Origin of the sequence: Pseudarthrobacter sp. SSS035, from assembly GCF_023273875.1 — a bacterium.
In the GTDB taxonomy this organism is placed as follows: Bacteria; Actinomycetota; Actinomycetes; order Actinomycetales; family Micrococcaceae; genus Arthrobacter.
The window spans coordinates 3,327,473-3,354,378 of the sequence record NZ_CP096882.1 but is presented as its reverse complement, the minus strand read 5'-3'; the positions used below and the strand labels follow the sequence as shown (position 1 = coordinate 3,354,378).

Sequence of the window (26,906 nt, the reverse complement as noted above, 5' to 3'; positions counted from 1 at the left end):
TCATCGCAAAAGCCCTTCGTAGTGACGTTGCTGTAGCTGCGCATCTATTTGCTTGACGGTTTCAAGGCCAACGCCCACCATGATCAGGATCGAGGTGCCACCGAACGGGAAGTTCTGGTTCGCGTTGATCAGTACCAGTGCCACCAGCGGAATCAGTGCCACGAAGCCCAAGTACAGGGCGCCGGGCAGCGTGATCCTGGAGAGCACGTACTGCAGGTAGTCCGCGGTCGGTTTTCCGGCACGGATACCCGGGATGAAACCGCCGTACTTCTTCATGTTGTCCGAGACCTCTTCAGGGTTGAAGGTGATCGCGACGTAGAAGTAGGTGAAGAACACGATCATGGCGAAGTACAGCGCCATGTAGATCGGGTGGTCTCCTCGGGTGAGGTTGTTGTTGATCCACTCAACCCACGGCGCAAGCGCCTCGCCCGCTTTGGGCTGGTTGAACTGTGAGATCAGTCCCGGCAGGTAGAGCATGGACGATGCGAAGATCACGGGGATCACGCCAGCCATGTTCACCTTGATGGGGATGTAAGTGCTGGTGCCACCGACGGTCCGGCGTCCGATCATCCGCTTGGCATACTGCACCGGGACACGGCGCTGGGACTGCTCCACGAAGACCACGAGGGCAACCGTCACTAGCCCGATGACCAGGACCATAAAGAACGTGCCCGGGCCCTGTGAGCTCCAAATGGCGCCCAGGGACGTGGGGAAGGTCGCCGCGATGGACGTGAAGATGAGCAGCGACATGCCGTTGCCCACACCCTTTTCGGTGACGAGTTCGCCCATCCACATGATGAGCCCGGTGCCGGCGGTCAGCGTGATGATCAGCAGGATCGTGGTGATGATGCTGTCGTCAGGAATGATCGGCAGGGCACAGCCCGGAAGCAACTGGCCTGAACGTGCCAGCGACACCAGCGTCGTGGCATTCAGCAGGCCCAGGGCAATGGTGAGGTACCGCGTGTACTGGGTGAGTTTGGACTGCCCGGAGGCGCCCTCCTCGTACAGCTCCTGGAACCGGGGAATGACCACCCGGAGCAGCTGCACAATGATGCTGGCCGTGATGTACGGCATGATGCCCAGCGCGAAGATGGACACCTGAAGCAAGGCACCGCCGCTGAACAGGTTGACGAGCTGATAGAGCCCGCCAGCGGTCTGACCGTTCTGCAAGCATTGCTGGACATTCTGGTAGTTCACACCAGGCGAGGGGATGAATGCACCCAAGCGGAAGATTGTGATGATTGCCAGCGTGAACAACAACTTGCGTCGCAGATCAGGCGTGCGAAAGGCCCGGCCAAATGCGCTAAGCAAGCGTCCTCCTGTGGTGTTTATGAGCGTGGTGTGATGGGGGACAATAATCCCAACAACCGAGTCTAACGGGTGGATCGGCCATGCGAATAATCCGCAAACCCGCGTTTGCGGCGAACGGGCGGAAATACTCGGCAGGCGGATGCGAAAAAACTCCCGGTGTGCAGGGCCCTGGGGGCCCTGCACACCGGGAGTTCACAACGGGCGTCCGCCCACCGTCTACTAGAGAGCGGTGGTGCTTCCGCCTGCTGCTGCAATCTTTTCTGCGGCGCTGGCCGAGAATGCGTGGACGGTGACGTCAACCTTGACGGTGATGTCGCCGGTGCCAAGCACCTTGACGGGCTGGTTCTTGCGAACAGCACCCTTTTCGACCAGGTTCTCCACGGTGACTGCGCCACCTTCGGGGAACAGCTCGTTGAGCTTGTCCAGGTTTACAACCTGGAACTCAACCCGGAACGGGTTCTTGAAGCCGCGCAGCTTCGGCAGGCGCATGTGCAGCGGCAGCTGGCCGCCGGCAAAGCCAGCCTTGATCTGGTAGCGGGCCTTTGTACCCTTGGTACCGCGACCAGCGGTCTTACCCTTGGAACCTTCACCACGACCAACGCGGGTCTTGGCGGTCTTGGCACCCGGGGCGGGACGCAGGTGGTGAACCTTCAGTGCGTTCTGCTTCTCAGCAGCGGCGCCCTGAGCCTTTTCGGCGGTGTTCTTCTCTGCCATTTACTTCGCCTCCTCTACCTTTACCAGGTGCGGAACCGTGTTGAGCATTCCAACAGTCACGGCGTCGGCGGTGCGGACAACGGTGTGTCCGATCCGCTTCAGGCCGAGGGACCGAAGGGTGTCGCGCTGGTTCTGCTTGCCGCCAATGGCGGACTTGATCTGAGTGATCTCCAACTGAAGGTCGGAGGGAATCAGGTTCTTAGCCATGGCTTAGACACCCGCCTTCTGGTTCAGGATTGCCTTCACCATTGCCGGCGGAGCAACCTCGTCCAGCGGCAGGCCGCGGCGTGCTGCCACTGCTGCCGGCTCTTCGAGCTGCTTCAGCGCAGCAACAGTCGCGTGAACGATGTTGATGGCGTTGGAGGAACCCAGCGACTTGGAGAGGATGTCGTGGATGCCCACGCACTCCAAGATGGCGCGGACCGGACCACCGGCAATAACACCGGTACCGGCGGAAGCCGGACGCAGCATTACGACGCCGGCAGCGGCCTCACCCTGAACGCGGTGCGGGATGGTGTTGCCAATGCGGGGAACGCGGAAGAAGGACTTCTTAGCCTCTTCAACGCCCTTCGCGATTGCGGCAGGAACTTCCTTAGCCTTGCCGTAGCCCACGCCGACCATGCCGTTACCGTCACCAACGACGACCAGAGCGGTGAAGCTGAAGCGACGACCACCCTTGACCACCTTGGAAACGCGGTTGATGGTGACAACGCGTTCAATGAACTGGCTCTTCTCGGCTTCGCGGCCGCCGTCACGGCCACCACGGCCACCACGGCCGCCATCGCGACCGCCCTGGCCCTTGTCGCCACGCTCGCCACGACGAGCGCCACCACGGCGGTCATCAGCAGCAGCTGCGGGCGCAGTGGTCTCAGTGGCCGGAGCAGCTACGGCTTCAGTAGCCTTCTGATCTGCAGACACAGTGTCCTTTTCCTTGTTTGCTTCCGTCACAGTGACAGCCCACCTTCACGTGCGCCGTCAGCGACAGCAGCAATTCGGCCGTGGTACTTGTTACCACCGCGGTCGAAGACAACTGCTTCGATACCGGCAGCCTTAGCACGCTCGGCGACGAGCTCGCCAACGCGCTTGGCCTTGGCGGTCTTGTCACCTTCGAATGCACGAAGATCGGCTTCCAGCGTGGAGGCGCTTGCTACGGTCAGGCCCTTGGTGTCATCGACAACCTGGACGAATACGTGGCGTGCGGAGCGGTTGACGACCAGACGAGGACGTACAGCCGTGCCGGAGATGCGCTTGCGGATACGAAGCTGGCGGCGGCTGCGCGAAGCAGACTTGCTCTTGTTCGTACGCTTCTTGTTAATTGAGATGGCCATGGTTACTTACCAGCCTTTCCGACCTTGCGGCGGATGACTTCGCCTGCGTAGCGAATGCCCTTGCCCTTGTAGGGGTCCGGCTTCCGCAGCTTGCGAATGTTGGCAGCAACCTCGCCGACCTGCTGCTTGTTGATACCTGAAACAGAGAGCTTGGTCGGGGTCTCAACTGCAAAGGTGATGCCGTCCGGTGCGGTGACATTTACCGGGTGGCTGTAGCCGAGAGCGAACTCAAGGTCAGATCCCTTGGCCTGAACGCGGTAACCAGTACCAACGATTTCAAGCTTCTTCTCGTAGCCCTTGGTAACGCCCTCGATCATGTTGGAGATCAGGGTGCGGGTCAGGCCGTGGAGTGAACGGGAGGCGCGCTCGTCGTTCGGGCGGGCGACAGTCAGGGTCTCTGCTTCCAGGGAAACCTCGATCGGGCTGGCCACAGTGTGGTTCAGCTCGCCTTTGGCACCCTTGACGCTGACGACAGAGCCGTCAACCTTGACCTCAACGCCGGCAGGAACGGTGATGGGGAGACGTCCAATACGTGACATTATTCTCTTCCTTTCCCGTTACCAGACGTAGGCGAGGACTTCGCCGCCCACGCCCTTCTTGCCGGCTTGCTTATCAGTCAAGAGGCCGGAAGAGGTGGACAGGATTGCGACACCCAGGCCACCGAGCACGTGCGGGAGGTTGGTGGACTTTGCGTAAACACGCAGGCCCGGCTTGGAAATACGGCGAACGCCAGCGATTGAACGCTCGCGGTTCGGTCCGAACTTAAGGTCGAGGGTCAGCTTCTTGCCAACCTCTGCGTCTTCTTCTTTCCAGGAGGCGATGTAACCTTCAGCCTTCAGGATGTCGGCAACGCGTGCCTTGAGCTTGCTGTACGGCATGGACACGGAATCGTGGTACGCCGAGTTTGCATTGCGCAGACGCGTAAGCATGTCTGCGACCGGATCAGTCATTGTCATTTGGGCTCTTGCCCTTCCTCATAACGGTTTCCTCGCTGCTGCATGAAAGCATCAGCGAAGGACCTGTTACGTAGTTAGATTAGTCTTCGGCCTTGAACGGGAAACCAAGCGCCTTGAGCAGCGCGCGGCCTTCGTCATCGGTCTTGGCGGTGGTTACAACCGTGATGTCCATGCCGCGTACGCGGTCAATGGAATCCTGGTCGATTTCGTGGAACATAACCTGCTCGGTCAGACCGAAGGTGTAGTTGCCGTTGCCGTCGAACTGCTTGCCACTGAGGCCGCGGAAGTCGCGGATACGGGGCAGAGCCAGCGTGACCAGACGATCCAGGAATTCCCACATGCGGTCTCCACGCAGAGTTGCGTGTGCGCCGATGGGCATGCCTTCGCGCAGCTTGAACTGTGCGATCGACTTGCGGGCCTTGGTTACCTGCGGCTTCTGGCCGGTGATCAGGGTCAGATCGCGGACAGCGCCGTCGATCAGCTTGGAGTCCTTAGCGGCATCTCCAACACCCATGTTCACAACGACCTTCACCAGGCGGGGAACCTGGTTAACGTTGCTGTACTTGAATTCCTCAACGAGCGTGCTCTTGATGGAATCGGCGTACTTGGTCTTCAGACGAGGAACGATCTTCGCTGCCGGAGTCTCGAGAGTCTCAGTCATTAGATGTCCTTCCCGGAGCTCTTGGCCACGCGGACACGCACGTCGCGCTTCACGCCATTGCGCTCCACGGTCTCGGTGCGGAAACCAACGCGGGTGGGCTTCTTGGTGGACGGGTCAACCAGAGCCACGTTGGAGATGTGGACCGAAGCTTCTACGACCTCGATGCCACCAGTCTTGGTGCCGCGCTGCGACTGACCGGCCTTCGTGTGCTTGGTTACGCGGTTAATGCCTTCGACCAACACGCGGTTGGTCTCCGGGAATACGCGCAGAACCTTGCCCTGCTTGCCTTTGTCGCCGCCGCGCTCAGCCTTGGCGCCAGTGATGACCTGAACGAGGTCACCCTTTTTGATCTTAGCCATGGACTAGAGCACCTCCGGAGCCAGAGAAACGATCTTCATGAACTTCTTGTCACGAAGTTCACGACCAACCGGCCCGAAGATACGGGTACCGCGGGGGTCACCGTCAGCCTTCAGGATCACAGCTGCGTTCTCGTCAAACTTGATATAGGAACCATCCGCACGGCGGCGTTCCTTCTTGGTACGGACGATGACTGCCTTAACAACATCGCCCTTCTTTACGTTGCCGCCCGGAATTGCATCCTTGACGGTAGCGACGATGACGTCGCCAATGCCTGCGTAGCGACGGCCAGATCCACCGAGAACGCGAATGGTAAGGATTTCCTTAGCACCCGTGTTGTCGGCGACCTTGAGTCGCGACTCCTGCTGAATCACTATTTACTCCTTGCGTCGCGCCGGTTCTCAGACCGAAAATCTTCCTACGGAATGAGCCTTGCGGAACGGTTGATCGGGGTGTCTCTTGACCTGCCTGGATTTTGCCAGACCAGGCCTAAACGCCCGTGCCAAAAACATTTGCTTCCCAAGCGGATCCGGACAGGTCCGAAACACGAGGGGGCACTATGCCGTGGCACGATTGTTTACGAGGTTGATGACGGCGCACAGAGGGCGCCATACAAACTCAATATCCTAGCACAGTTGGGGCCATCTCCCATATCACACGGCGGCAGCCACAGCACAACCGCTGCCCTCCAGAGCCGGCAACGCACGACGGCGTCACGCCCGGCACGCTGTAGGCCCACCGGCGGTGCCACTCCCCCGGAAATCCGGCGTTCCGCCGTCGGCCGTCCCCCAAAAACCTGCTCCGCGTGACACACCCAGCGAGCCCACCCACCGGGAAATGCGGAAAACCCCCGCTCCCAAAAGGGAACGGGGGTTTCCAGTGCAGTACCTGCAAGCAGGCTGCGGGGTGTTACTTGGCCTTTTCGAGGATCTCGACCAGACGCCACCGCTTGGTAGCGGACAGCGGGCGGGTCTCGGCGAGGAGAACGAGGTCGCCGATGCCGGCGCTGTTCTCTTCGTCGTGAGCCTTGATCTTCGTGTTGCGGCGGATGACTTTGCCGTACAAAGCGTGCTTTACGCGGTCTTCTACCTGGACAACGATGGTCTTTTCCATCTTGTCCGAGACTACGTAGCCACGCTTCGTCTTACGGTCACCGCGTTCGCCAGCCGTAGCTGCTGCGGAAACAGTTTCCGTCACGTTCTCGTCCTTTTCACTCACTTGGCATCCTCCTCGGCCTCAACCGTTTCAGCCGTTTCGGCCTTCTTGGTTGCAGCCTTCTTGGACTTCTTCTCTTCCTTGGCTTCCACAACCGGTGCGGCAACCTCGGCACGAATGCCCAGCTCGCGCTCACGGAGAACGGTGTAGATGCGTGCGATGTCCTTCTTTACCGCGCGCAGACGACCGTGGTTCTCCAGCTGACCGGTGGCGGACTGGAAACGCAGGTTGAACAGCTCTTCCTTAGCCTTCCGGAGTTCTTCAACGAGGCGCTCGTTGTCGAACGTGTCCAGCTGTGCGGATGCAAGTTCCTTGGATCCTACTGCCATTTCTATTCACCACCTTCGCGACGCAAAATGCGTGCCTTCAACGGGAGCTTGTGGATTGCCAGGCGCAGGGCCTCGCGAGCTACCGATTCCTCGACGCCGGAGATCTCAAAGAGAACCCGGCCCGGCTTGACGTTTGAGACCCACCATTCCGGTGAACCCTTACCGGAACCCATGCGGGTTTCGGCAGGCTTCTTGGTGATCGGACGGTCCGGATAGATGTTGATCCAGACCTTGCCGCCACGCTTGATGTGGCGGGTCATCGCGATACGGGCAGACTCGATCTGACGGTTGGTGACGTATGCCGGGCTCAGAGCCTGGATACCCCACTCACCGAAGGAGACCTTGGTGCCGCCCGTAGCAGCGCCGGAACGACCCGGGTGGTGCTGCTTACGGTGCTTGACTCGACGTGGGATAAGCATTTAAGCCTGTCCTCCTTCTACTGCAGCAGGTGCAGCCTCAACTGCCGGAGCCTCGGCAGCCGGAGCTGCCTCTGCTGCCGGACGGTCGGTACGACGGCGGCGGTCACCACGGTCCGCGCCGCCGGCGCCACCCGGGCGGCCCGGACGGTCGCTGGGACCGCGGCCACGGGACGGAGCAGCAGCTGCCTGCTGAGCCAGTTCCTTGGCGGTGACGTCACCCTTGTAGATCCAGACCTTCACGCCGATGCGGCCGAAGGTGGTCTTGGCCTCGTAGAAGCCGTAGTCGATGTTCGCGCGGAGGGTGTGCAGGGGCACACGGCCTTCGCGGTAGAACTCCGAGCGGGACATTTCTGCGCCACCCAGTCGACCGGAGCAGGCGATACGGATGCCCTTGGCACCTGCACGCTGGGCGGACTGCATGGCCTTCTTCATCGCACGGCGGAAAGCCACGCGGGAAGTCAGCTGCTCAGCAACGCCCTGGGCAACAAGCTGTGCTTCCATCTCGGGGTTCTTGACCTCAAGTATGTTCAGCTGGACCTGCTTGCCCGTCAGCTTCTCAAGCTCGCCGCGGATGCGGTCTGCTTCAGCGCCGCGGCGGCCGATAACGATACCGGGACGTGCCGTGTGGATATCCACGCGGACACGGTCACGGGTGCGCTCGATCTCAACCTTGGCGATACCGGCGCGCTCCATGCCGACTGACATGAGCTGGCGGATACGGATGTCTTCGCGAACGAAGTCCTTGTACCGCTGTCCGGGCTTGGTGCTGTCAGCGAACCAGTGCGATACGTGATCGGTGGTGATGCCGAGTCGGAACCCGTGCGGGTTAACTTTCTGTCCCACTTAGCGAGCCTCCTCTTTCTCAGGTGTAGCGACTACCACAGTGATGTGGCTGGTGCGCTTCTTGATCTGAAATGCACGACCCTGAGCACGCGGCTGGAACCGCTTCATGGTCGGGCCTTCATCAACGAACATTTCGCTGATGATGAGGTCGCTTTCGTCAAACGAAACACCGTCGCGGTCCGCGAGGGACCGGGCGTTTGCGATTGCCGACTGTACTACCTTGAATACCGGCTCCGAAGCTGCCTGGGGGGCAAACTTCAGAATTGCCAGAGCCTCATTCGCTTGCTTACCACGAACAAGGTTGACGACGCGCCGGGCCTTCATAGGCGTTACGCGGATGTGACGCGCAATTGCCTTGGCTTCCATTGCTTTCCTTCTCTCGTCTTTGACGTAAGTGCAGGCGCCTAGCGGCGCTTGCCCTTACGGTCGTCCTTGACATGGCCGCGGAATGTCCGCGTGGGAGCGAATTCGCCGAGCTTGTGCCCGACCATCGACTCAGTGACAAACACCGGAATGTGCTTGCGTCCGTCGTGTACGGCGATCGTGTGCCCAAGCATGTTGGGGATGATCATCGAACGGCGGGACCAGGTCTTGATGACGTTCTTGGTGCCCTTTTCGTTTTCCCTGTCCACCTTTACAAAGAGGTGCTGGTCAACGAAAGGACCTTTTTTCAGGCTGCGTGGCATGTGTCCAGGCTCCTATCGCTTGTTCTTGCCAGTACGACGGCGACGAACAATAAGCTTGTCGCTCTCTTTGTTGGGACGCCGGGTGCGGCCTTCCCGCTTACCGTTCGGGTTGACGGGGTGACGTCCACCGGACGTCTTACCCTCGCCACCACCGTGCGGGTGGTCAACCGGGTTCATCGCGACACCACGGACGGTCGGGCGAACGCCCTTCCAGCGCATGCGGCCGGCCTTACCCCAGTTGATGTTCGACTGCTCGGCGTTGCCGACCTCGCCGACGGTTGCGCGGCAGCGCACGTCAACGTTGCGGATTTCGCCGGAAGGCAGACGCAGCTGGGCGAAGCGGCCTTCCTTGGCTACAAGCTGGATCGATGCGCCGGCGGAGCGGCCCATCTTGGCGCCGCCACCCGGACGCAGTTCAACTGCGTGGATTACGGTACCAACCGGGATGTTGAGCAGCGGCAGGTTGTTACCGGGCTTGATGTCAGCACCGGAACCTGCCTCAACGACGTCACCCTGGGAGAGCTTGTTCGGGGCGATGATGTAACGCTTGGTGCCATCAACGTAGTGCAGGAGGGCGATGCGAGCCGTACGGTTCGGATCGTACTCGATTTCGGCAACGCGGGCGTTGACGCCGTCTTTGTCGTGGCGACGGAAGTCGATCAGACGGTACTGGCGCTTGTGGCCACCACCCTTGTGACGGGTCGTGATCTTACCGGAGTTGTTACGGCCGCCCTTTTTGGGCAGCGGACGTACCAACGACTTTTCCGGCGTCGACCGCGTGATTTCGGTGAAGTCCGCTACGCTCGAGCCACGACGGCCCGGGGTAGTCGGCTTGTATTTACGGATTCCCATAATTTATTTCCTCGTTAAAGTGGTCTCCGCTACGAGAGCGGACCGCCGAAGATGTCGATGGTGCCTTCTTTGAGGCTCACAATTGCACGCTTGGTGTTCTTGCGGGTACCCCATCCGAATTTGGTGCGCTTGCGCTTACCGGCACGGTTGATGGTGTTGATCGATTCGACCTTGACGGAGAAAATCTTCTCCACGGCCAGCTTGATCTCGGTCTTGTTCGAGCGGGGGTCCACCAGGAAGGTGTACTTGCCCTCATCGATCAGGCCGTAGCTTTTTTCCGAAACGACGGGTGCAAGCACGACGTCGCGCGGGTCTTTGATGGTGGCTGCACTCACTTGGCATCCTCCTCGTTCTTTGCTACTGCCCGGTCAGCAACGAATGCTTCGTAGGCAGCCTTGGTGAAGACAACGTCGTCAGAGACGAGTACGTCGTAGGTGTTCAGCTGGTCTGCGTACAGAACGTGAACACCGGCGAGGTTGCGCACGGAAAGTGCTGCAACATCGTTGGCGCGCTCGATGACAACCAGCAGGTTCTTGCGCTCGGAAACTCCGCGCAGCGTTGCCAGTGCGTTCTTGACGGACGGCTTGGTGCCCTCCACCAGTTCAGCAACAACGTGGATGCGTCCGTTGCGTGCCCGGTCAGAGAGTGCGCCGCGCAGTGCAGCAGCAATCATCTTCTTGGGGGTGCGCTGGCTGTAGTCACGCGGTGTGGGACCGTGGACTACGCCACCACCGGTCATGTGAGGAGCACGGATTGAACCCTGACGGGCGCGGCCGGTGCCCTTCTGCTTGAACGGCTTGCGACCTGCACCGGAAACCTCGGCGCGGGTCTTGGTTTTGTGGGTACCCTGGCGAGCAGCAGCGAGCTGGGCTACGACGACCTGGTGCAGCAGCGGCACGTTGGTCTGAACGTCGAAGATCTCTGCAGGCAGGTCAACCTTGACAGTGCTAGTCATTGAACTAGGCTCCCTTCACGGCGGTGCGTACGAGTACGACCTGGCCGCGGGCGCCGGGAACGGCACCCTTGATGAGGAGCAGCGACTTCTCGACGTCAACTGCGTGAACCGTGAGGTTCAGCGTGGTGTGACGAACGGCGCCCATGCGGCCGGCCATTTTCATGCCCTTGAAGACGCGGCTCGGGGTGGATGCGCCACCGATTGAACCGGGCTTACGGTGGTTCTTGTGAGCACCGTGTGAGGCGGGAGCACCGTGGAAGCCGTGACGCTTCATAACACCGGCGAAGCCCTTACCCTTGGTGGTGCCAATAACGTCGATCTTCTGGCCGGCTTCGAAGAGCTCAACTGAAAGCTCCTGGCCCAGCTCGTAAGTGTCAGCATCTGCAGTGCGCAGTTCGACGACGTGGCGGCGAGGCGTGACGCCTGCCTTTTCAAAGTGACCAGCCAGCGGCTTGGTGACCTTGCGGGGATCGATCTGGCCGTAGCCGATCTGAACAGCTACGTAGCCATCAGTGTCTGCGTTGCGCAGCTGCGTGATGACGTTCGAATCTGCCTGGACCACAGTGACGGGGATGAGCTTGTTGTTCTCGTCCCAGACCTGGGTCATGCCGAGCTTCGTGCCCAGCAGGCCCTTTACGTTACGGGTTGCGGTCATAGTCTCTCAGCACCTCCCTACAGCTTGATTTCGATGTTCACGTCGGCCGGCAGGTCGAGACGCATAAGCGAATCAACAGCCTTCGGCGTGGGATCGATGATGTCGATAAGACGCTTGTGCGTGCGCATTTCAAAGTGCTCGCGGCTGTCCTTGTACTTGTGCGGAGAGCGGATAACACAGTAAATGTTCTTCTCCGTCGGCAGCGGCACGGGGCCAACTACCGTGGCGCCTGCGCGCGTGACCGTCTCAACGATCTTCCGTGCTGAAACGTCAATGACCTCGTGGTCATATGACTTCAGCCGGATGCGGATTTTTTGTCCCGCCATGTCGCCTGACTCTCTTTCAGTTAGTGCTGCTCCCGGTGAGGGCTGCTCTGTTCACTTTCGTGTTGCATGTGGCTGCCGAAGCATTTGAAGTCTGAACTACCACCCGCCGCACAAGCTGAATCCGGATGAATCCGGGTTCCTCAACCTGCCGACGTAACCGACCCCCGCGGTCGGGCGTGTCGCGCTTAGCACGCATACAAATCCGCAGTTCCATGGGGAGTGGGTTATGTTTGGGCTTCCACTTGGACCCTGACACCCGGCATTATCCGGATCGGGACACGAAGAAGCGCTTGAACAACTCATCTAGTATGCCGGATATTATGCCCAGAAGCGAATCTGCAGGCTGACGCCTCCCCGTCCGGCCCAGTGCGCATTCGGGCCCTGCGCGACCTGGGGTCATTGCCTTCGGCAACATCCGAATGGATGATGGGGGAATGACCGTCGAAAATGACGTTTCCGTCCAGGATCTGGCCGACCAACTGCCCAGCTCGTTCACACTCGGTGTTGCCGCGGCCGCCTTCCAGATCGAAGGCTCGCTCGCCGCTGACGGACGGGGTCCCTCCGGCTGGGACGCCTTCGCGGAGAAACCCGGCGCCATCATCGATGGACACTCCCCAGCAGTGGCCTGCGACCACTACAACCGCTCGCCCGAAGATGTGGCTCTAATGCGGGACCTCGGCGTGGATTCCTACCGCTTTTCCATCTCCTGGCCGCGGATCCAGCCGGACGGCCGCGGCGCGTTCAACAAACAGGGACTGGACTTCTACGACCGCCTGATCGACCAGCTGCTCGAAGCAGGCATCTCCCCCATGGCCACCCTCTACCACTGGGATACGCCACTGCCCTTGGAGCACCGTGGCGGCTGGATGAACAGGGCCACCGCCGAACGCTTTGCTGAGTACGCAGGCGAGGCCGGCCGGCGTTTCGGTGATCGCGTAGACCAGTGGGTAACCCTCAACGAACCAGCCTCGGTAGTCCTCAACGGCTATGCGCTGGGCGTCCATGCCCCCGGACGGGACCTACTCTTTGATGCCTTTCCTGCTGTCCACAATCAGCTGCTTGCCCATGGCATGGCCGTCCAGGCGCTGCGCGCAGCAGGCGTCCGCGGCGGAATCGGAGTGACCAACCTCCACTCCCCCGTCCGGCCGGCCACGCGAAAAATCACGGACAAATACATCGCGCTGGTTTTCGACCTGATGCTCAACCGCATCTATGCCGATCCGGTCCTCCTGGGCCGATACCCCCGTCCGCCGCTCATCGCCAAGCCCTGGTTCCGGTCGTTCGGCAGAATCCCCGACGCCGACCTCCGCACCATCCACCAGCCCCTGGACTTCTACGGCGTGAACTATTACTACCCCACGAAGGTGGCGGCCGGACGGGGTCCGGCCGAAAGCCCCACCGGTCCTGCCGAGGCGATGGTGCGGGTGCCGTTCCATCAGGAGCCGTTCCCCGAATACGGCACCACGGGTTTCGGCTGGCCGGTAGCACCGGAGCACCTTGGCATCCTGCTGCGCGAACTAAAGGACCGCTATAAAGGGGACCTGCCCCCGCTGTACATCACCGAAAGCGGCGCCAGCTTCCCGGAGCCCGACCATGTGAGCGGCCCCATCCAGGACCTGGGGCGGATCAATTACATCGCGGACCACCTGCGGCACGCGCTGGAGGCGACGGCACCGGGCGGAATCGCCCACGACGTGGACCTCCGCGGCTACTACGTCTGGACGCTGATGGACAACTTTGAATGGGCAGCGGGGTACTCACAGCGGTTCGGCCTGGTGCACGTGGATTTCGACACCCTGGAGCGCACACCCAAGGAATCGTTCTACTGGTACCGGGCGCTCAGTCAGGCCCGGAAATCACTGGCGGGCGAAGGCCAGCCCGGCTGAACACCGGCGAACACTCCTGCCGGCCGAGGCCCAGTGGCCTTGCTACTTGTCCTTGTTTGCCCGGTTGATGCGTTTGGCGCGGTCAATCTCGGTGCGGAAATGCTTCTTGGCCCAGAAAACTCCGGCGACCACGGCGACCACGATGATCAGAAAAATCAGCCATTCCATGATGTACTCCTCTCGCTGTCTGCAACAGTATCAGTGCCGGCGTGACGGTTCCCTGCCGTCGCGGGACTGCGGGCTGGACTCAGGACCCGGGGACACCTCTGGTCCTGCCTCCGGCGCCTGACCGGCCGTTCCACGGTTCAGCCGCCAGACGGCAAAGACGATCAGCCCCACAGCGATGAACGCCAACAGCAGGAACGTGTACTGCCGCATGGCCCACAGAATGCAGACGGCCACCCCTGCCGCGCCCCACCAGACGAAGAGCCGTTCCCCCAGTCCAAGGCCGGCCATGAGCAGCAGGGCGAGGAGCACCAGGACCCATAGCTGCTGCCCAGCGTTCGCGCCGAGCACTATGCCCAGGCCGCTCAGCGAGAGCAACGCAGAGGCCGCGCCCACCAGGAACCGGCCGGCAGCTTGGTTGCCGGCGAAGTAGCGCAAGCCACCGAGGACAGCGGCCAGGACCACGTACCACTGGACAACCCAGAAGGGACTGGGAAGGTCGGTCAGTAGCCGGCCTGTGCGACCTTCAGGCGCGTCCAGTTCGAAGATGGCAGCACGCTGGATGGCTACGGTCAGGAGCAACGCACCCACTTCGAGGGCGATCCGTCGCGCCCTTGCGGGCGCCTCCCTGTAGGACACCCCAACTGCGGCGGCCAGCACGGCGGCCGCCGTCCAGGACGTTGCATCGTGCCGGATTCCGACGAAGACCACCAGCACGAGGCCGAGGAACGCCGCACCGGCAAGCGACCAACGACGCACCGGCTCGGCCTGCAACGTGCCGCTGCGCATGAGCCGCACGGCATAAAGGGCGGCCGAAGCCACGCCCGCGCCGGTCAGCCATGGCAGGAATCCGTCCCAGACGCCGGGGACATCCTGATACGCCTCCGCCGCCAAGGCCACGGACCCGCCGAGCGCGGCCACGGCTGCCGGCGGATACAGGACCGGCAGCTCGTCGATATGCGACGCGGTAAAGCACACGGCTGACAGGACCAGGACCGCCGCTCCCGTCACCCAGTCGGCCGCCAACGCCGAGATCAGCAGCCCAACACCGGCAAACGAGCCGGCGGTAACCAGCCAGAGCCAGTGCTCGACGTCCGCGTTGCCAGCGGTCTGTCGGTGAGCATTCTGCTCGTGCCCGTTCTGAGTGAGCCCGTTCTGCCGGCCCGCGTTCTGCCGGTGCCGCAGGATGCCGGCAGCGGTTGCGAGCAGCGCACCACCCAGCAGAGTCACGGCAGTGCCGGTGTGGCTCAGGACCGCGGTCACAAGGAACGTCCCGCCGAACGTGAACAGCGGGCCCAGGGCGAGCACGCCGAACAGCGCAGCAAACACAGCGAAGTAGCGGGCTCCGTTGGCACTGAAGAGTATCCTGGCCACCAAAGCAGAGACCAGCAGCAACAGTAGTTCCAGCAACACCACCCAGCGGCCGCCGTCGGCGTCCTGCGCCAGCAGCCCGACGCCGCCCGGCCTCGTCACGTAGACCAGCGGCAGCAATGCTTGCCCGGCCAGGGTGATCCAGACTGCAGCCTGCTGGAAGGGGATGTCAGCCAGCCGTGAGCGCAACACCCAGCGGACGGCATGCTGGGCTGCGAGCACCAGGGCAAAGGTCACCGAAACCACAGTGGGCGACGCGGTGATGTCGTAGCTGAGGACCACCGCGAGGCCTGCCGTCAGCACGCGGGCCGCCACAAAGTACCAGCCTTTCCTGGCCCGCTGTCGCTCGGCCACCACCATCAGCGTGGAGTAGACCGCGAAGATACCCAGGATCAGTTCCACCCGAAGTAGGTCGCCATCGCTGAAGACCAGCAGCACAACAAATGCAAACGGGGCCAACCAGACTGCACCCGCCACTCTGCGAAGGAAGTACCCCGAGGCCGCCGCGCCTAGGGCCACGAGTCCTGCAGCGGTTTCCTGCCAGTCTGCGGAACCTGACTGCAAGAGGCTGGCAATGCCGGCCAACTGGAGAAGGAGCACTGCGCCCGCGTCAGCAAGTATCCCGCGGGGAGCACGACGGCGCCCCGCAGCAACCAGCGGAAAGCACAGCTGGAGTGCCAGCACGGTCACCAGGAGCGTTGCCGGGTGGACCACTTCGTCCGCGATGACCACCGGGCCGCCGTCCCGCTGCAGCTGGTGAAAAGCTGTCAGGACAAGTACGGTGGCTGCCGCCCTGGCGAACCACCAGTAGGCCCAGCGGTGTTGGCGCAGGGGCAGACGAACCCCAGTGATGAGCAGATATGCCACCACCAACAACAACGCCGCGTTCCCGGCGCCTTGTGAAACGGCTTGGAACGCGACCGTCGCGGCGACCACGGACATACCCAGCGGCAAGGCCTCCCACACCGTTGCAACCCAGTCCGGTTCCGAAGCCGGCCGTGGAACCACCAGGGCTCCGATGACAAAAGCTGCAGCAAGCTGGATGGTCACGCAGACGGCTGTCAGGCCGTGGTCCGGCGAGGTCTCAATGAACGGCATCCCGACCAGAACCAGTGCACCCCCGGCACCGAAGACGCCCAAGGTTGCCTCGGGCGCCAACGTCCGCACGCCCGCTCGTTCCAGGAGCGCTGTCAGGAGTTGCTGGCACACGAGTGCCAGCAACAGCGCGAACACGGACGCCTCGGCCCGCCCGGGGCTGTCATCCATCACGGCCGCGACAGTTACGGGGACCGCACAGGTGAGTCCCAACCGGGACCCCAGAACCAACCGGCCGCGGAAATCACCTGCCGCGAAAACCCCACGGATCGCCCAGAAGCCGGCCGCGGCGAGCAGCATTCCGGCGAGCGGCCACGCGCCCATCGAAGGCGAAACTGTGCCGGCCAAGACCAGTGCGGCCACTGGCGCCCATTCGGCCCGGCCGGCCCCCTTGGGTGCCAGCACCATGCCCGTGGCCAACGATAATGCCACCGGCACCCAGAGCGGCACCGTGGTACCCGCTGCGACAGAACCGTAGCCGTCCATAGCGCGGAAGAAGCCGACAGCGGTCGCCTGAACGCTGAACGCCGTGGTGGCAGCGAGTTGCAGAGCAAACGTCGCCCGGGCATCAACCTGCCAGCGTTCTCCAGCGGCGTTTGGGCTGTTGCCGGCGGTGGACGAGCCTGCCTGCTGCTGGGGAAACCAGCCCGTCAGCCTGGCCGACAGGAACGCCAGCCCCGCTGCCTGGGCGGCGAACAGTACGCCGGCGGCGAGCAGGGCATTGTTCCCCCGGCCGGTCAGGTGCCAGATCTCGACGGCGGCAGCTACAGTCAGGGCCGCCCGTGCCGCATAGAAGTTGATCAGCCGGAACCGCCCCGGAACAGCGGCCATAAGGGCAAAATAGACTCCGCACATCCCGATGACCAGCGCGTACTCAGCTTTGTCCAAGTGCAACGGAACGCAGGTCGCGGCGACGGCAACGGCCGGAACCACCAAAGGGTGCAGGACCATCAGCGGCCTGACATACACCGGCGGCAGCCAACGCGGCCGGGCAAGGGCAACGCCAGTTAGCAGCACGGCGACGGCTATGAGCGCAGCGAAATACCAGACGAGCGCGCCACCCAGGATGGAAACGCCCGAGAACGCTGTGGAAGTCACAAACGTGAAGGAAAGGTACACGAGAACCCTGCTCTCCAGCCGGACCGCCGCCGCAGCATAAGCCGCGGTACCGATCAGCGACGTGATCAGCCAGGCAGACGGGCCGTGATGCAATGCGAAGTTGTACAGTGCCAGCCCGGTCACAGGAACCAGGGCAAGCCCGGTGCCGGTGAACGCCACGGCAGCAGGGTTCAGCCGCGGGACCCGGGCGTGCAGTACAAATCCAGCGCCATAGAAAAGCGCCGTGACTGCGCAGACGCCGGCAAAGCGCAACATGGGCGGAAGGCTGGTGCCGATGAAGAGTGCTGCGGCAGCCACCAGCAGCAGGCTGGCCACGTACAGCGTGATGTTGATGTTCTGCCGGTCCCGCTTTTCACGGCGGGCCTGGCGCTCAGCCGGTGTCTCCGGATATGTCTGGAACGAGGCGGCCGGAGACTGCGGCGGAATCCTCGGTGGCACCGACGTGGTGGGCGACGGCGGCGATAAGGGCGCCGAAGGCGACGCCGGCACCAGGGAGATGCTGACGTCGGCGGGCACTGGCGTGGCCGGCGTGGGCACACTGCTGGCTGCCGCCGTCGTACGCTGCCCCAGGGGCGGGCCCTCCCCCAGCCGTGAGTCGGCGTCAGCAGAACTTGGCGATTGTGTGGCCCCCGGACTCGGCTGCCCTGAAGCCTGGAGCTTGGCCACGGCGTCAAGCCACCCCTGAAGGTGACCGGCGCGGTACCCCGCTTCATATGATTCGTCCCTCACGGCGGTCCCTTTCCAAAGGGCAGGCTTGCCTGCACAATTACTCCATTGATTGGATTAATTGTAGCAAAGAACAGCCCCGCTGCACTAGCAGCGGGGCTGTTCCAAACTTTGCCTCAGGCCGTCAGACGGCCATCAGCTCCGTAATCAACAAGTAAATTACTTGATGATCTTGGTAACGCGTCCTGAACCAACGGTGCGGCCGCCTTCGCGGATAGCGAAGCCGAGGCCCTCTTCCATGGCGATGGGCTGGATGAGCGCAACCGTCATCTCAGTGTTGTCGCCAGGCATAACCATTTCCGTGCCTTCCGGCAGGGTGATAACGCCGGTTACGTCCGTGGTGCGGAAGTAGAACTGCGGGCGGTAGTTCGAGTAGAACGGGTTGTGGCGTCCGCCTTCATCCTTGGAGAGGATGTAGACGTTGGCCTCGAAGTCGGTGTGCGGGGTGATGGAACCCGGCTTGACGACAACCTGGCCACGCTCTACGTCATCGCGCTTCAGACCGCGGAGCAGGAGGCCACAGTTCTCGCCGGCCCATGCTTCGTCGAGCTGCTTGTGGAACATCTCGATACCGGTAACCGTGGTCTTCTGGACCGGGCGGATGCCGACGATCTCGACCTCGGAGTTGATGGCGAGGGTTCCACGCTCGGCGCGGCCCGTTACAACGGTGCCACGGCCGGTGATCGTGAAGACATCTTCGATCGGCATCAGGAACGGCTTGTCACGGTCACGTACGGGGTCCGGAACGGACTCGTCAACGGCTGCCATGAGGTCCTCGACGGACTTGACCCAGATGGGGTCGCCTTCGAGTGCCTTCAGACCGGAAACGCGAACAACGGGAGCTTCGTCGCCATCGAAGCCCTGAGCCGAAAGCAGCTCACGAACTTCCATTTCAACGAGGTCCAGCAGCTCTTCGTCATCAACCATGTCGGACTTGTTCAGCGCAACCAGCAGGTAGGGAACGCCAACCTGGCGGGCAAGCAGAACGTGCTCGCGGGTCTGAGCCATCGGGCCGTCAGTGGCGGCAACCACGAGGATTGCACCGTCCATCTGTGCAGCACCGGTGATCATGTTCTTGATGTAGTCAGCGTGACCCGGAGCGTCTACGTGTGCGTAGTGGCGCTTCTCGGTCTGGTACTCAACGTGGGAAATGTTGATCGTGATACCACGCTGGCGCTCTTCCGGAGCAGAGTCAATCGACGCGAAGTCGCGCTGCTCGTTGAGAGTCGGGTACTTGTCGTACAGCACCTTGGAAATGGCGGCAGTCAGCGTCGTCTTACCGTGGTCAACGTGACCAATGGTGCCGATGTTGACGTGCGGCTTAGTCCGCTCGAACTTTGCCTTTGCCACAGGTTCCTCCTAGAACGTTTTCAAATGACTTACCCTTCAACCGCGCTTATCGCGGCAGAAACTCAGGCAAGTCTACTTGGGGGGCTTTGGATTGGTGAAATTGCAGATTCAGGAACTAATACTAGTCCCTCGAGCCTGTTCGTGCAGATGGCCGGGGCCCGGCATGACCGGACCCGGCCACCTGCACCAGGTGAGCTTCCGTCAACCGGAAACGCACCCGAGTTTTGCTGCGAAAGTCGGAAGACTACTCGCCGCGGTTCTTCTGGATGATCTCGTCGGCAAATGCCTTCGGGACCTCGGCGTAGCTGTGGAACGTCATGGAGTACACAGCGCGGCCCTGGGTCTTCGAACGCAGGTCACCGATGTAGCCGAACATGCCGGACAGCGGGACGTGCGCACGGATGACCTTGACACCCTGTGCATCTTCCATGGACTGCATCTGGCCACGGCGGGAGTTGAGGTCACCGATTACTTCACCCATGTATTCCTCAGGGGTGCGGACCTCTACATCCATCAGCGGTTCGAGCAGGATGGGGTTCGCCTTGCGTGCGGCTTCCTTGAAAGCCATACGGCCGGCGATCTTGAACGCCATTTCCGAAGAGTCAACATCGTGGTACGCGCCGTCAATCAGCGTCGCCTTGATGCCAACAACCGGGTAACCGGCCAGGACGCCGTCATTCAATGCATCCTGGATACCGGCGTCAACCGACGGGATGTATTCGCGCGGAATACGGCCGCCGGTGACCTTGTTCTCGAACTCGTACAGCTCGCCCTCGGAAGTGTCCAGCGGCCCAATGGCAATCTGGATCTTTGCGAACTGACCCGAACCACCGGTCTGCTTCTTGTGCGTGTAGTCGTGACGCGCAACAACATTCTTGATGGTTTCGCGGTAAGCGACCTGCGGCTTGCCGACGTTGGCCTCGACCTTGAATTCGCGGCGCATGCGGTCCACCAGGATATCCAGGTGGAGCTCGCCCATGCCGGCGATGATGGTCTGTCCGGTGTCCTCGTTGAGGGAGACCTGGAAGGTCGGGTCCTCAGCGGAGAGCTTCTGGATAGCCAGTGAGAGCTTCTCCTGGTCACCCTTCGTGTTCGGTTCGATGGCAACCGAGATCACGGGCTCCGGGAAGCTCATGGACTCGAGGACGATCTGGTTGCTGGAGTCACACAGGGTGTCACCCGTGGTGGTGTCCTTCAGCCCGATCGCTGCGTAGATGTGGCCGGCGGTAGCGCCCTCAACGGGCATTTCCTTGTTGGCGTGCATCTGGAACAGCTTGCCGATGCGCTCCTTCTTGCCCTTGGTGGAGTTGACCACCTGAGCACCCGCTTCGACGTGACCGGAGTACACGCGGATGAAGGTGAGCTGGCCGAAGAAGGGGTGCGCGGCAATCTTGAACGCCAGAGCCGAGAACGGCTCCTCGGAGGAAGGCGCGCGCGTGAGTTCCTTCTCTTCGTCGCGAGGATCGTGACCGATCATCGGCGGGACGTCGAGCGGGTTGGGCAGGTAGTCAACGACGGCGTCAAGCATCGGCTGAACGCCGCGGTTCTTGAACGCGGAGCCACAGAAGACCGGGTAGAGCTCAGAGTTGATCGTCATCTTGCGGATGCCGGCCTTGAGCTCCTCGACGGTGAGTTCTTCACCCTCGAGGTACTTCTCCATGAGCTCTTCGGTAGCGTCAGCAACCGTCTCAACGAGGGCAGCCCGGTATTCCTTGGCCTTCTCCAGCAGATCCGCGGGGATCTCCTGGACCTCGTACTTGGCACCCATGGTGACGTCACCCTTGGAGTCGCCCGGCCAGACCAGCGCGCGCATTTCCAGGATGTCGACGACGCCGACGAAGTCGTTCTCGGCACCGATCGGCAGCTGCATAACAAGCGGCTTGGCACCGAGGCGGCTGATGATGGTGTCTACCGTGTAGTAGAAGTCAGCGCCGAGCTTGTCCATCTTGTTGACGAAGCAGATACGCGGAACGTTGTACTTGTCAGCCTGGCGCCAAACGGTCTCAGACTGGGGCTCGACACCTTCTTTACCATCGAACACGGCAACGGCGCCGTCGAGGACGCGCAGTGAGCGCTCAACCTCGACGGTGAAGTCAACGTGGCCGGGGGTGTCAATGATGTTGATCTGGTTGTTGTCCCAGAAGCAGGTCACGGCGGCAGACGTGATGGTGATGCCGCGTTCCTTTTCCTGTTCCATCCAGTCAGTCGTCGAAGCGCCGTCGTGCGTTTCGCCGATCTTGTGGTTCACACCTGTGTAGAACAGAATGCGCTCGGTGGTGGTGGTCTTGCCAGCATCGATGTGGGCCATGATGCCGATGTTGCGGACCTTACTAAGGTCTGTAAGCACGTCCTGTGCCACGGTGTCTCCCTTTCGGATGGACTACGCGTTCGCCGCCGGCTCAGTCGAGCCGGCGGCGTCCGGGAAGTATTACCAGCGGTAGTGTGCGAAGGCCTTGTTGGACTCGGCCATCTTGTGGGTGTCTTCGCGACGCTTGACAGCGGCACCGAGACCGTTGGAGGCATCCAGGATTTCGTTCTGGAGGCGCTCGGTCATGGTCTTTTCACGGCGGGCCTTGGAGTAGCCAACCAGCCAACGCAGGGCGAGGGCGGTGGAGCGGCCCGGCTTGACCTCAACCGGAACCTGGTAGGTAGCGCCACCAACGCGGCGTGAGCGGACCTCAAGGGAAGGCTTGACGTTCTCCATGGCCTTCTTGAGGGCTGCTACGGGGTCGCCGCCGGACTTGGCGCGGGCGCCCTCGAGGGCACCGTAAACGATGCGCTCTGCGGTGGACTTCTTACCGTCAACCAGCACCTTGTTGATCAGCTGGGTAACCAGCGGGGAGCCGTAAACGGGATCTAGTACGAGCGGCCGCTTGGGGGCCGGACCCTTGCGAGGCATATTACTTCTTCTCCATCTTTGCGCCGTAACGGCTGCGTGCCTGCTTACGGTTCTTCACACCCTGGGTATCGAGGGCGCCACGGACGATCTTGTAGCGAACGCCGGGGAGGTCCTTCACGCGACCGCCGCGAACGAGCACAATGGAGTGCTCCTGCAGGTTGTGGCCTACACCGGGGATGTAAGCGGTAACTTCAACGCCACCGTTGAGGCGCACACGTGCAACCTTACGAAGAGCCGAGTTCGGCTTCTTGGGGGTGGTGGTGTAAACGCGGGTGCAAACACCGCGGCGCATCGGGCTGCCGTTAAGCGCGGGAGCCTTGGTCTTTTTGACCTTAGGCGTGCGGCCCTTGCGGACCAGCTGGTTAATCGTAGGCACTCTCGTGTTCTCCGTTGGTTTGATCTCTACCTTCACGCTCAGGCGCCAGCCTGAACACAATGGTTTTGGCGTTGCTCCTTGCAGAGGCCTGTCGGTAACTTGCGTAGGCGTGCAAAAGCGTGGCATTCGTTGCGCACCTTACCCGCAACCCGGAAACAAGCTCCACCCAGCATCATGAGAACAAAACCAAAATGATGCTGCGGCGGCCTTCATCCACTGCCACACAGAACAATTACACAAAGTTTAGCACGGCTGGACCCGGGCCCTTAATCGGGGGTAGACGAAAGGCCCCGCCTCCACAGAGTGGAAGCGGGGCCTTTCAGTGCAATCGACTAGCGGAAATCGTTGCCGAGATCGTAGTCATCCAGCGGGATGGCGTGGAACTCAGGAGCTCCGTCGCCGCCCAGGGAGTCGTACGAGAAGTCACTGAATGCGCTGGGGCCGGTGAACAGGTTGGCCTTCGCTTCCTCAGTGGGCTCCACGGTGACCTCGGTGTAGCGCGGGAGACCCGTGCCTGCCGGGATCAGCTTACCGATGATGACGTTCTCCTTGAGGCCGAGCAGCGGGTCGCTCTTGCCTTCCATGGCCGCCTGCGTCAGGACGCGGGTGGTCTCCTGGAAGGAAGCTGCCGACAGCCAGGACTCGGTGGCCAGGGACGCCTTCGTGATGCCCATGAGTTCAGGACGTCCGGAAGCCGGAGTCTTGCCCTCGGACACAACGCGGCGGTTGGCCTCCTCGAAGCGGCTGCGCTCGGCGAGCTCGCCGGGGAGCAGATCCGATTCGCCGGACTCGATGACCGTGACGCGGCGCAGCATCTGGCGAACGATAACCTCGACGTGCTTGTCGTGGATACCGATGCCCTGGCTGCGGTACACGCCCTGGACCTCGTCCACCAGGAACTTCTGCGCGGCACGGGGACCCATGATGCGCAAAACCTGCTTGGGATCCACCGGACCGTTGATGAGCTTCTGGCCCACTGTGACGTGCTCGCCATCCTCAATGAGGAGGCGTGAACGGCGCAGTACCGGGTAGGCGATCTCTTCAGAGCCGTCATCCGGAGTGATGACCAGGCGCATCTGACGCTCGGACTCTTCGATGGCGATGCGGCCGGCTGCTTCAGCAATCGGTGCGACACCCTTCGGAGTACGGGCTTCGAAGAGCTCCTGGATACGGGGCAGACCCTGGGTGATGTCGTCGCCACCGCTGGCGGAAACAGCACCACCGGTGTGGAACGTACGCATGGTCAGCTGGGTACCGGGCTCACCGATGGACTGTGCGGCGATGATGCCGACGGCCTCGCCGATGTCCACGGTCTTGCCGGTGGCCAGTGAACGGCCGTAGCACAGGGCGCAGGTGCCGACGCTGGACTCACAGGTGAGTACGGAGCGGACCTTGACCTCAGTGATGCCGGCTGCGAACAGCTCAGCGATAACGACGTCGCCGCAGTCGGTGCCGCCGGCCGCAAGGACATTGCCCTTGGAGTCCACAACATCAACAGCGAGCGTACGGGCGTAGGCGCTGTTCTCGACGTTCTCGTCCAGGACCAGCTCGCCGTTGGCGTCCGGCACGGCGATTGCCGTGACCAGGCCGCGCTCGGTGCCGCAGTCCTCTTCGCGGACGATGACGTCCTGCGACACGTCCACCAGACGACGGGTCAGGTAACCCGAGTTGGCGGTACGCAGCGCGGTGTCAGCCAGACCCTTACGGGCACCGTGCGTGGCGATGAAGTATTCCAGCACCGACAGGCCCTCGCGGTACGAGGACTTGATGGGACGCGGGATGATTTCACCCTTAGGGTTGGCCACCAGGCCACGGATACCCGCGATCTGACGGACCTGCATCCAGTTACCACGTGCACCGGAGGACACCATGCGGTTGATGGTGTTCATCGGCGACAGGTTGTCACGCATAACCTGGGCGATCTCGTTGGTTGCCTTGTTCCAGATCTCGATCAGTTCCTGGCGACGCTCGTCGTCGTCGATCAGGCCCTTGTCGTACTGGCCCTGGATCTTGGCAGCCATGGTTTCGTAGCCGGCGAGGATCCGCGGCTTGTCCTTGGGTACCTCGATGTCCGAGATGGCGACGGTAACGCCCGAGCGGGTGGCCCAGTAGAAACCGGCGTCCTTCAGGTTGTCCAGCGTTGCCGCCGTGACCACCTTCGGGTAGCGCTCGGCGAGATCGTTGACGATCGTGGACAGTTCGCCCTTGTCCGCAACGTTCTCAACCCACGGGTAATCCGCCGGCAGCGTCTGGTTGAAGATGACCTGCCCCAGGGAGGTCTGGACGATTACCGGCTGGCCGGCTTCCCAGCCTTCCGGAGCTTCCCAGCCGGCGTACGGAACGAAGCCTTCGAGACGGATCCGGACCTGCGAGTTCAGGTGCAGCTCGCGGAGGTCGTAGGCCATGATGGCTTCGGCAACCGAGGAGAAGACGCGGCCTTCGCCAGCTGAACCGACACGCTTGGTGGTCAGGTGGTAAAGACCGATGATCATATCCTGCGAAGGCAGGGTGACCGGACGGCCGTCGGACGGCTTCAGGATGTTGTTCGAGGACAGCATCAGGATGCGCGCCTCAGCCTGGGCCTCGGGGCTCAGCGGCAGGTGGACTGCCATCTGGTCGCCGTCGAAGTCAGCGTTGAAGGCGCCACAAACCAGCGGGTGGAGCTGGATTGCCTTACCTTCAACAAGCTGCGGTTCGAACGCCTGGATGCCAAGGCGGTGCAGGGTAGGTGCACGGTTGAGCAGCACCGGGTGTTCGGTGATGATCTCTTCCAGCACGTCCCAGACCTGCGGACGGTAACGCTCAACCATGCGCTTGGCCGACTTGATGTTCTGTGCGTGGTTGAGGTCAACCAGGCGCTTCATCACGAACGGCTTGAAGAGCTCCAGTGCCATCTGCTTGGGCAGACCACACTGGTGCAGCTTCAGCTGCGGGCCGACGACGATGACCGAACGGCCGGAGTAGTCAACGCGCTTGCCGAGGAGGTTCTGGCGGAAACGGCCCTGCTTGCCCTTGAGCATGTCGCTCAGGGACTTCAGCGGACGGTTGCCAGGACCGGTGACCGGACGGCCGCGACGGCCGTTGTCGAAGAGGCTGTCAACAGCTTCCTGAAGCATGCGCTTCTCGTTGTTGACGATGATCTCCGGGGCACCGAGGTCAAGCAGGCGCTTGAGGCGGTTGTTGCGGTTGATCACACGACGGTAGAGGTCGTTGAGGTCGGAGGTCGCGAAGCGGCCACCGTCCAGCTGGACCATCGGGCGCAGTTCCGGCGGGATCACCGGGACAGCGTCCAGCACCATGCCGAGCGGGCTGTTGTTGGTGGTCAGGAACGCGTTGACCACCTTCAGGCGCTTCAGGGCGCGGGTCTTACGCTGGCCCTTGCCGTTGGCAATGATGTCGCGCAGCAGGTCAGACTCGGCCTGCATGTCGAAGTTCTCAAGACGCTTCTTGATCGCTTCGGCACCCATGGAGCCTTCGAAGTACATGCCGTAGCGGTCGCGCAGCTCGCGGTAGAGGCCTTCGTCGCCTTCGAGGTCTGCGACCTTCAGGTTCTTGAAACGGTCCCAGACCTGCTCGAGGCGCTCGATCTCGGCGTCGGCACGCTTACGCACGTTGGCCATCTGACGGTCCGCGGAGTCGCGGGCCTTCTTCTTGTCGGCAGCCTTGGCACCTTCACCTTCGAGGCGCGCGATCTCGTTTTCGAGGTCACGGGCGATCGTGGCGATGTCGGAGTCGCGGTTGTCGATCAGCTGCTTCTTCTCGATGTCGTGCTCAACCTGCAGGTTGGGCAGTTCCTCGTGGCGGCTGTCGGCGTCGACGCTGGTGATCATGTAGGCAGCGAAGTAGATGACCTTTTCGAGGTCCTTCGGTGCCAGGTCAAGGAGGTAGCCCAGGCGGGACGGAACACCCTTGAAGTACCAGATGTGCGTGACCGGGGCGGCGAGCTCGATGTGGCCCATGCGCTCACGGCGGACCTTCGCACGGGTGACTTCAACGCCACACCGCTCGCAAATGATGCCCTTGAAGCGCACACGCTTGTACTTACCGCAGTAGCATTCCCAGTCACGGGAAGGGCCGAAGATCTTCTCGCAGAAGAGGCCGTCCTTCTCGGGCTTGAGCGTGCGGTAGTTGATGGTTTCCGGCTTCTTAACCTCGCCGTAAGACCAGCCACGGATGTCATCCGCGGTGGCGAGGCCGATCTGCATGAGGCCGAAGGAGGATTCGCTGGACATATGGTCCCTGTTCTCTCTTGTTCTCTAAATTCTGAAGTCTTGAGGGCACCTGGGTCTCGACAAGCTCGACCACCGGTTGC

The 26,906-nt window shown here is 61.9% G+C and carries 29 protein-coding genes; 1 reads left to right on the top strand and 28 read right to left on the bottom strand.

The window, feature by feature from the left end:
• The 21 genes from secY to rpsJ all read right to left on the bottom strand — a co-directional run bounded on the left by secY (position 1) and on the right by rpsJ (position 11,607).
• Complete coding sequence (gene secY / locus MUN23_RS15530; RefSeq protein ID WP_058931723.1) at positions 1-1,311, bottom strand: preprotein translocase subunit SecY; 1,311 nt, start codon at positions 1,309-1,311, stop codon at positions 1-3.
• 219 nt (positions 1,312-1,530) lie between these two features.
• Positions 1,531-2,025 (bottom strand): 50S ribosomal protein L15, encoded by a 495-nt coding sequence (rplO, locus tag MUN23_RS15525; RefSeq protein ID WP_058931722.1) that lies wholly within the window; start codon positions 2,023-2,025, stop codon positions 1,531-1,533.
• On the bottom strand, positions 2,026-2,232 hold the full coding sequence (gene rpmD, locus MUN23_RS15520) for a 50S ribosomal protein L30 (RefSeq protein WP_056344352.1): 207 nt from the start codon (positions 2,230-2,232) through the stop codon (positions 2,026-2,028).
• Positions 2,233-2,235: 3 nt separating this feature from the next.
• Positions 2,236-2,973, bottom strand: coding sequence for a 30S ribosomal protein S5 (rpsE, locus tag MUN23_RS15515; RefSeq protein WP_058931721.1), 738 nt, complete (start codon positions 2,971-2,973; stop codon positions 2,236-2,238).
• Entirely contained in the window at positions 2,970-3,353 is a 384-nt protein-coding gene (gene rplR / locus MUN23_RS15510; protein WP_058931720.1) for a 50S ribosomal protein L18, read from the bottom strand. Before rplR ends, rpsE begins: the two co-directional genes overlap by 4 nt.
• A gap of 2 nt (positions 3,354-3,355) precedes the next feature.
• Positions 3,356-3,892, bottom strand: coding sequence for a 50S ribosomal protein L6 (rplF, locus tag MUN23_RS15505; RefSeq protein WP_056344361.1), 537 nt, complete (start codon positions 3,890-3,892; stop codon positions 3,356-3,358).
• A gap of 18 nt (positions 3,893-3,910) precedes the next feature.
• Positions 3,911-4,309 (bottom strand): 30S ribosomal protein S8, encoded by a 399-nt coding sequence (gene rpsH, locus MUN23_RS15500; RefSeq protein ID WP_056344363.1) that lies wholly within the window; start codon positions 4,307-4,309, stop codon positions 3,911-3,913.
• A gap of 79 nt (positions 4,310-4,388) precedes the next feature.
• On the bottom strand, positions 4,389-4,970 hold the full coding sequence (gene rplE, locus MUN23_RS15495; RefSeq protein WP_056344366.1) for a 50S ribosomal protein L5: 582 nt from the start codon (positions 4,968-4,970) through the stop codon (positions 4,389-4,391).
• Positions 4,970-5,329 carry a 50S ribosomal protein L24 gene (gene rplX / locus MUN23_RS15490; protein WP_056344369.1) on the bottom strand — a complete coding sequence of 120 codons (360 nt, stop codon included), beginning with the start codon at positions 5,327-5,329 and terminating at the stop codon, positions 4,970-4,972. Before rplX ends, rplE begins: the two co-directional genes overlap by 1 nt.
• A gap of 3 nt (positions 5,330-5,332) precedes the next feature.
• A complete protein-coding gene (gene rplN / locus MUN23_RS15485; RefSeq protein WP_024366126.1) occupies positions 5,333-5,701 on the bottom strand; it encodes a 50S ribosomal protein L14 in 369 nt (122 codons plus the stop codon).
• 535 nt (positions 5,702-6,236) lie between these two features.
• Positions 6,237-6,545, bottom strand: a complete 309-nt coding sequence (gene rpsQ / locus MUN23_RS15480) for a 30S ribosomal protein S17 (RefSeq protein WP_056344371.1) — start codon at positions 6,543-6,545, stop codon at positions 6,237-6,239.
• Positions 6,542-6,871 (bottom strand): 50S ribosomal protein L29, encoded by a 330-nt coding sequence (rpmC, locus tag MUN23_RS15475; RefSeq protein ID WP_058931719.1) that lies wholly within the window; start codon positions 6,869-6,871, stop codon positions 6,542-6,544. The genes rpsQ and rpmC overlap by 4 nt, the downstream gene beginning before the upstream one ends.
• A gap of 2 nt (positions 6,872-6,873) precedes the next feature.
• The gene (rplP, locus tag MUN23_RS15470) at positions 6,874-7,290 is read right to left on the bottom strand and encodes a 50S ribosomal protein L16 (RefSeq protein ID WP_056344375.1); all 417 of its coding nucleotides are present in this window, start codon (positions 7,288-7,290) and stop codon (positions 6,874-6,876) included.
• Positions 7,291-8,133, bottom strand: a complete 843-nt coding sequence (rpsC, locus tag MUN23_RS15465; RefSeq protein WP_056344378.1) for a 30S ribosomal protein S3 — start codon at positions 8,131-8,133, stop codon at positions 7,291-7,293.
• Positions 8,134-8,499: a 50S ribosomal protein L22 gene (gene rplV, locus MUN23_RS15460; RefSeq protein WP_056344381.1), complete on the bottom strand. Its 366-nt coding sequence runs from the start codon at positions 8,497-8,499 to the stop codon at positions 8,134-8,136.
• Positions 8,500-8,537: 38 nt separating this feature from the next.
• Positions 8,538-8,819 carry a 30S ribosomal protein S19 gene (gene rpsS, locus MUN23_RS15455; protein WP_056344384.1) on the bottom strand — a complete coding sequence of 94 codons (282 nt, stop codon included), beginning with the start codon at positions 8,817-8,819 and terminating at the stop codon, positions 8,538-8,540.
• A gap of 12 nt (positions 8,820-8,831) precedes the next feature.
• A complete protein-coding gene (gene rplB, locus MUN23_RS15450; protein WP_056344386.1) occupies positions 8,832-9,671 on the bottom strand; it encodes a 50S ribosomal protein L2 in 840 nt (279 codons plus the stop codon).
• Positions 9,672-9,700: 29 nt separating this feature from the next.
• Positions 9,701-10,006 carry a 50S ribosomal protein L23 gene (rplW, locus tag MUN23_RS15445; protein ID WP_018773664.1) on the bottom strand — a complete coding sequence of 102 codons (306 nt, stop codon included), beginning with the start codon at positions 10,004-10,006 and terminating at the stop codon, positions 9,701-9,703.
• Positions 10,003-10,626 (bottom strand): 50S ribosomal protein L4, encoded by a 624-nt coding sequence (rplD, locus tag MUN23_RS15440; RefSeq protein WP_056344389.1) that lies wholly within the window; start codon positions 10,624-10,626, stop codon positions 10,003-10,005. Before rplD ends, rplW begins: the two co-directional genes overlap by 4 nt.
• A gap of 4 nt (positions 10,627-10,630) precedes the next feature.
• Positions 10,631-11,281, bottom strand: coding sequence for a 50S ribosomal protein L3 (gene rplC / locus MUN23_RS15435; RefSeq protein ID WP_056344391.1), 651 nt, complete (start codon positions 11,279-11,281; stop codon positions 10,631-10,633).
• Positions 11,282-11,298: 17 nt separating this feature from the next.
• Positions 11,299-11,607, bottom strand: a complete 309-nt coding sequence (gene rpsJ / locus MUN23_RS15430; RefSeq protein WP_038464699.1) for a 30S ribosomal protein S10 — start codon at positions 11,605-11,607, stop codon at positions 11,299-11,301.
• A 434-nt stretch (positions 11,608-12,041) separates the two neighbouring features.
• Between rpsJ and MUN23_RS15425 the strand changes: the two genes are divergently transcribed.
• Positions 12,042-13,493, top strand: a complete 1,452-nt coding sequence (locus MUN23_RS15425) for a GH1 family beta-glucosidase (protein ID WP_248759575.1) — start codon at positions 12,042-12,044, stop codon at positions 13,491-13,493.
• Positions 13,494-13,535: 42 nt separating this feature from the next.
• Here the strand turns inward: MUN23_RS15425 and MUN23_RS23490 are convergent, their stop codons facing one another.
• From MUN23_RS23490 to MUN23_RS15395, 7 genes are all read right to left on the bottom strand, one after another.
• Positions 13,536-13,661 (bottom strand): hypothetical protein, encoded by a 126-nt coding sequence (locus MUN23_RS23490; protein WP_256468624.1) that lies wholly within the window; start codon positions 13,659-13,661, stop codon positions 13,536-13,538.
• Positions 13,662-13,691: 30 nt separating this feature from the next.
• Positions 13,692-17,972 carry a hypothetical protein gene (locus tag MUN23_RS15420; RefSeq protein WP_248759574.1) on the bottom strand — a complete coding sequence of 1,427 codons (4,281 nt, stop codon included), beginning with the start codon at positions 17,970-17,972 and terminating at the stop codon, positions 13,692-13,694.
• 156 nt (positions 17,973-18,128) lie between these two features.
• Positions 18,129-19,319 carry an elongation factor Tu gene (gene tuf, locus MUN23_RS15415; protein WP_056344396.1) on the bottom strand — a complete coding sequence of 397 codons (1,191 nt, stop codon included), beginning with the start codon at positions 19,317-19,319 and terminating at the stop codon, positions 18,129-18,131.
• A 244-nt stretch (positions 19,320-19,563) separates the two neighbouring features.
• Positions 19,564-21,678 (bottom strand): elongation factor G, encoded by a 2,115-nt coding sequence (fusA, locus tag MUN23_RS15410; protein WP_058931715.1) that lies wholly within the window; start codon positions 21,676-21,678, stop codon positions 19,564-19,566.
• Positions 21,679-21,747: 69 nt separating this feature from the next.
• The gene (gene rpsG, locus MUN23_RS15405) at positions 21,748-22,218 is read right to left on the bottom strand and encodes a 30S ribosomal protein S7 (protein ID WP_011692813.1); all 471 of its coding nucleotides are present in this window, start codon (positions 22,216-22,218) and stop codon (positions 21,748-21,750) included.
• Position 22,219: 1 nt separating this feature from the next.
• Positions 22,220-22,594: a 30S ribosomal protein S12 gene (gene rpsL, locus MUN23_RS15400; protein WP_011692814.1), complete on the bottom strand. Its 375-nt coding sequence runs from the start codon at positions 22,592-22,594 to the stop codon at positions 22,220-22,222.
• Between the two features lie 332 nt (positions 22,595-22,926).
• Entirely contained in the window at positions 22,927-26,826 is a 3,900-nt protein-coding gene (locus MUN23_RS15395) for a DNA-directed RNA polymerase subunit beta' (protein WP_104062633.1), read from the bottom strand.
• Positions 26,827-26,906 lie beyond the last annotated feature (80 nt).

Coding starts and splice junctions, on each gene's coding strand:
- rplO (WP_058931722.1), bottom strand. CDS start 2,025: ATGGCAGAGAAGAACACCGCCGAAAAGGCTCAGGGCGCCGCTGCTGAG.
- rpmD (WP_056344352.1), bottom strand. CDS start 2,232: ATGGCTAAGAACCTGATTCCCTCCGACCTTCAGTTGGAGATCACTCAG.
- rplR (WP_058931720.1), bottom strand. CDS start 3,353: ATGGCCATCTCAATTAACAAGAAGCGTACGAACAAGAGCAAGTCTGCT.
- rplF (WP_056344361.1), bottom strand. CDS start 3,892: ATGTCACGTATTGGACGTCTCCCCATCACCGTTCCTGCCGGCGTTGAG.
- rpsH (WP_056344363.1), bottom strand. CDS start 4,309: ATGACAATGACTGATCCGGTCGCAGACATGCTTACGCGTCTGCGCAAT.
- rplE (WP_056344366.1), bottom strand. CDS start 4,970: ATGACTGAGACTCTCGAGACTCCGGCAGCGAAGATCGTTCCTCGTCTG.
- rplX (WP_056344369.1), bottom strand. CDS start 5,329: ATGGCTAAGATCAAAAAGGGTGACCTCGTTCAGGTCATCACTGGCGCC.
- rpmC (WP_058931719.1), bottom strand. CDS start 6,871: ATGGCAGTAGGATCCAAGGAACTTGCATCCGCACAGCTGGACACGTTC.
- rplP (WP_056344375.1), bottom strand. CDS start 7,290: ATGCTTATCCCACGTCGAGTCAAGCACCGTAAGCAGCACCACCCGGGT.
- rplV (WP_056344381.1), bottom strand. CDS start 8,499: ATGGAAGCCAAGGCAATTGCGCGTCACATCCGCGTAACGCCTATGAAG.
- rpsS (WP_056344384.1), bottom strand. CDS start 8,819: ATGCCACGCAGCCTGAAAAAAGGTCCTTTCGTTGACCAGCACCTCTTT.
- rplB (WP_056344386.1), bottom strand. CDS start 9,671: ATGGGAATCCGTAAATACAAGCCGACTACCCCGGGCCGTCGTGGCTCG.
- rplD (WP_056344389.1), bottom strand. CDS start 10,626: ATGACTAGCACTGTCAAGGTTGACCTGCCTGCAGAGATCTTCGACGTT.
- rplC (WP_056344391.1), bottom strand. CDS start 11,281: ATGACCGCAACCCGTAACGTAAAGGGCCTGCTGGGCACGAAGCTCGGC.
- rpsJ (WP_038464699.1), bottom strand. CDS start 11,607: ATGGCGGGACAAAAAATCCGCATCCGGCTGAAGTCATATGACCACGAG.
- MUN23_RS15425 (WP_248759575.1), top strand. CDS start 12,042: ATGACCGTCGAAAATGACGTTTCCGTCCAGGATCTGGCCGACCAACTG.
- MUN23_RS23490 (WP_256468624.1), bottom strand. CDS start 13,661: ATGGAATGGCTGATTTTTCTGATCATCGTGGTCGCCGTGGTCGCCGGA.
- rpsG (WP_011692813.1), bottom strand. CDS start 22,218: ATGCCTCGCAAGGGTCCGGCCCCCAAGCGGCCGCTCGTACTAGATCCC.
- MUN23_RS15395 (WP_104062633.1), bottom strand. CDS start 26,826: ATGTCCAGCGAATCCTCCTTCGGCCTCATGCAGATCGGCCTCGCCACC.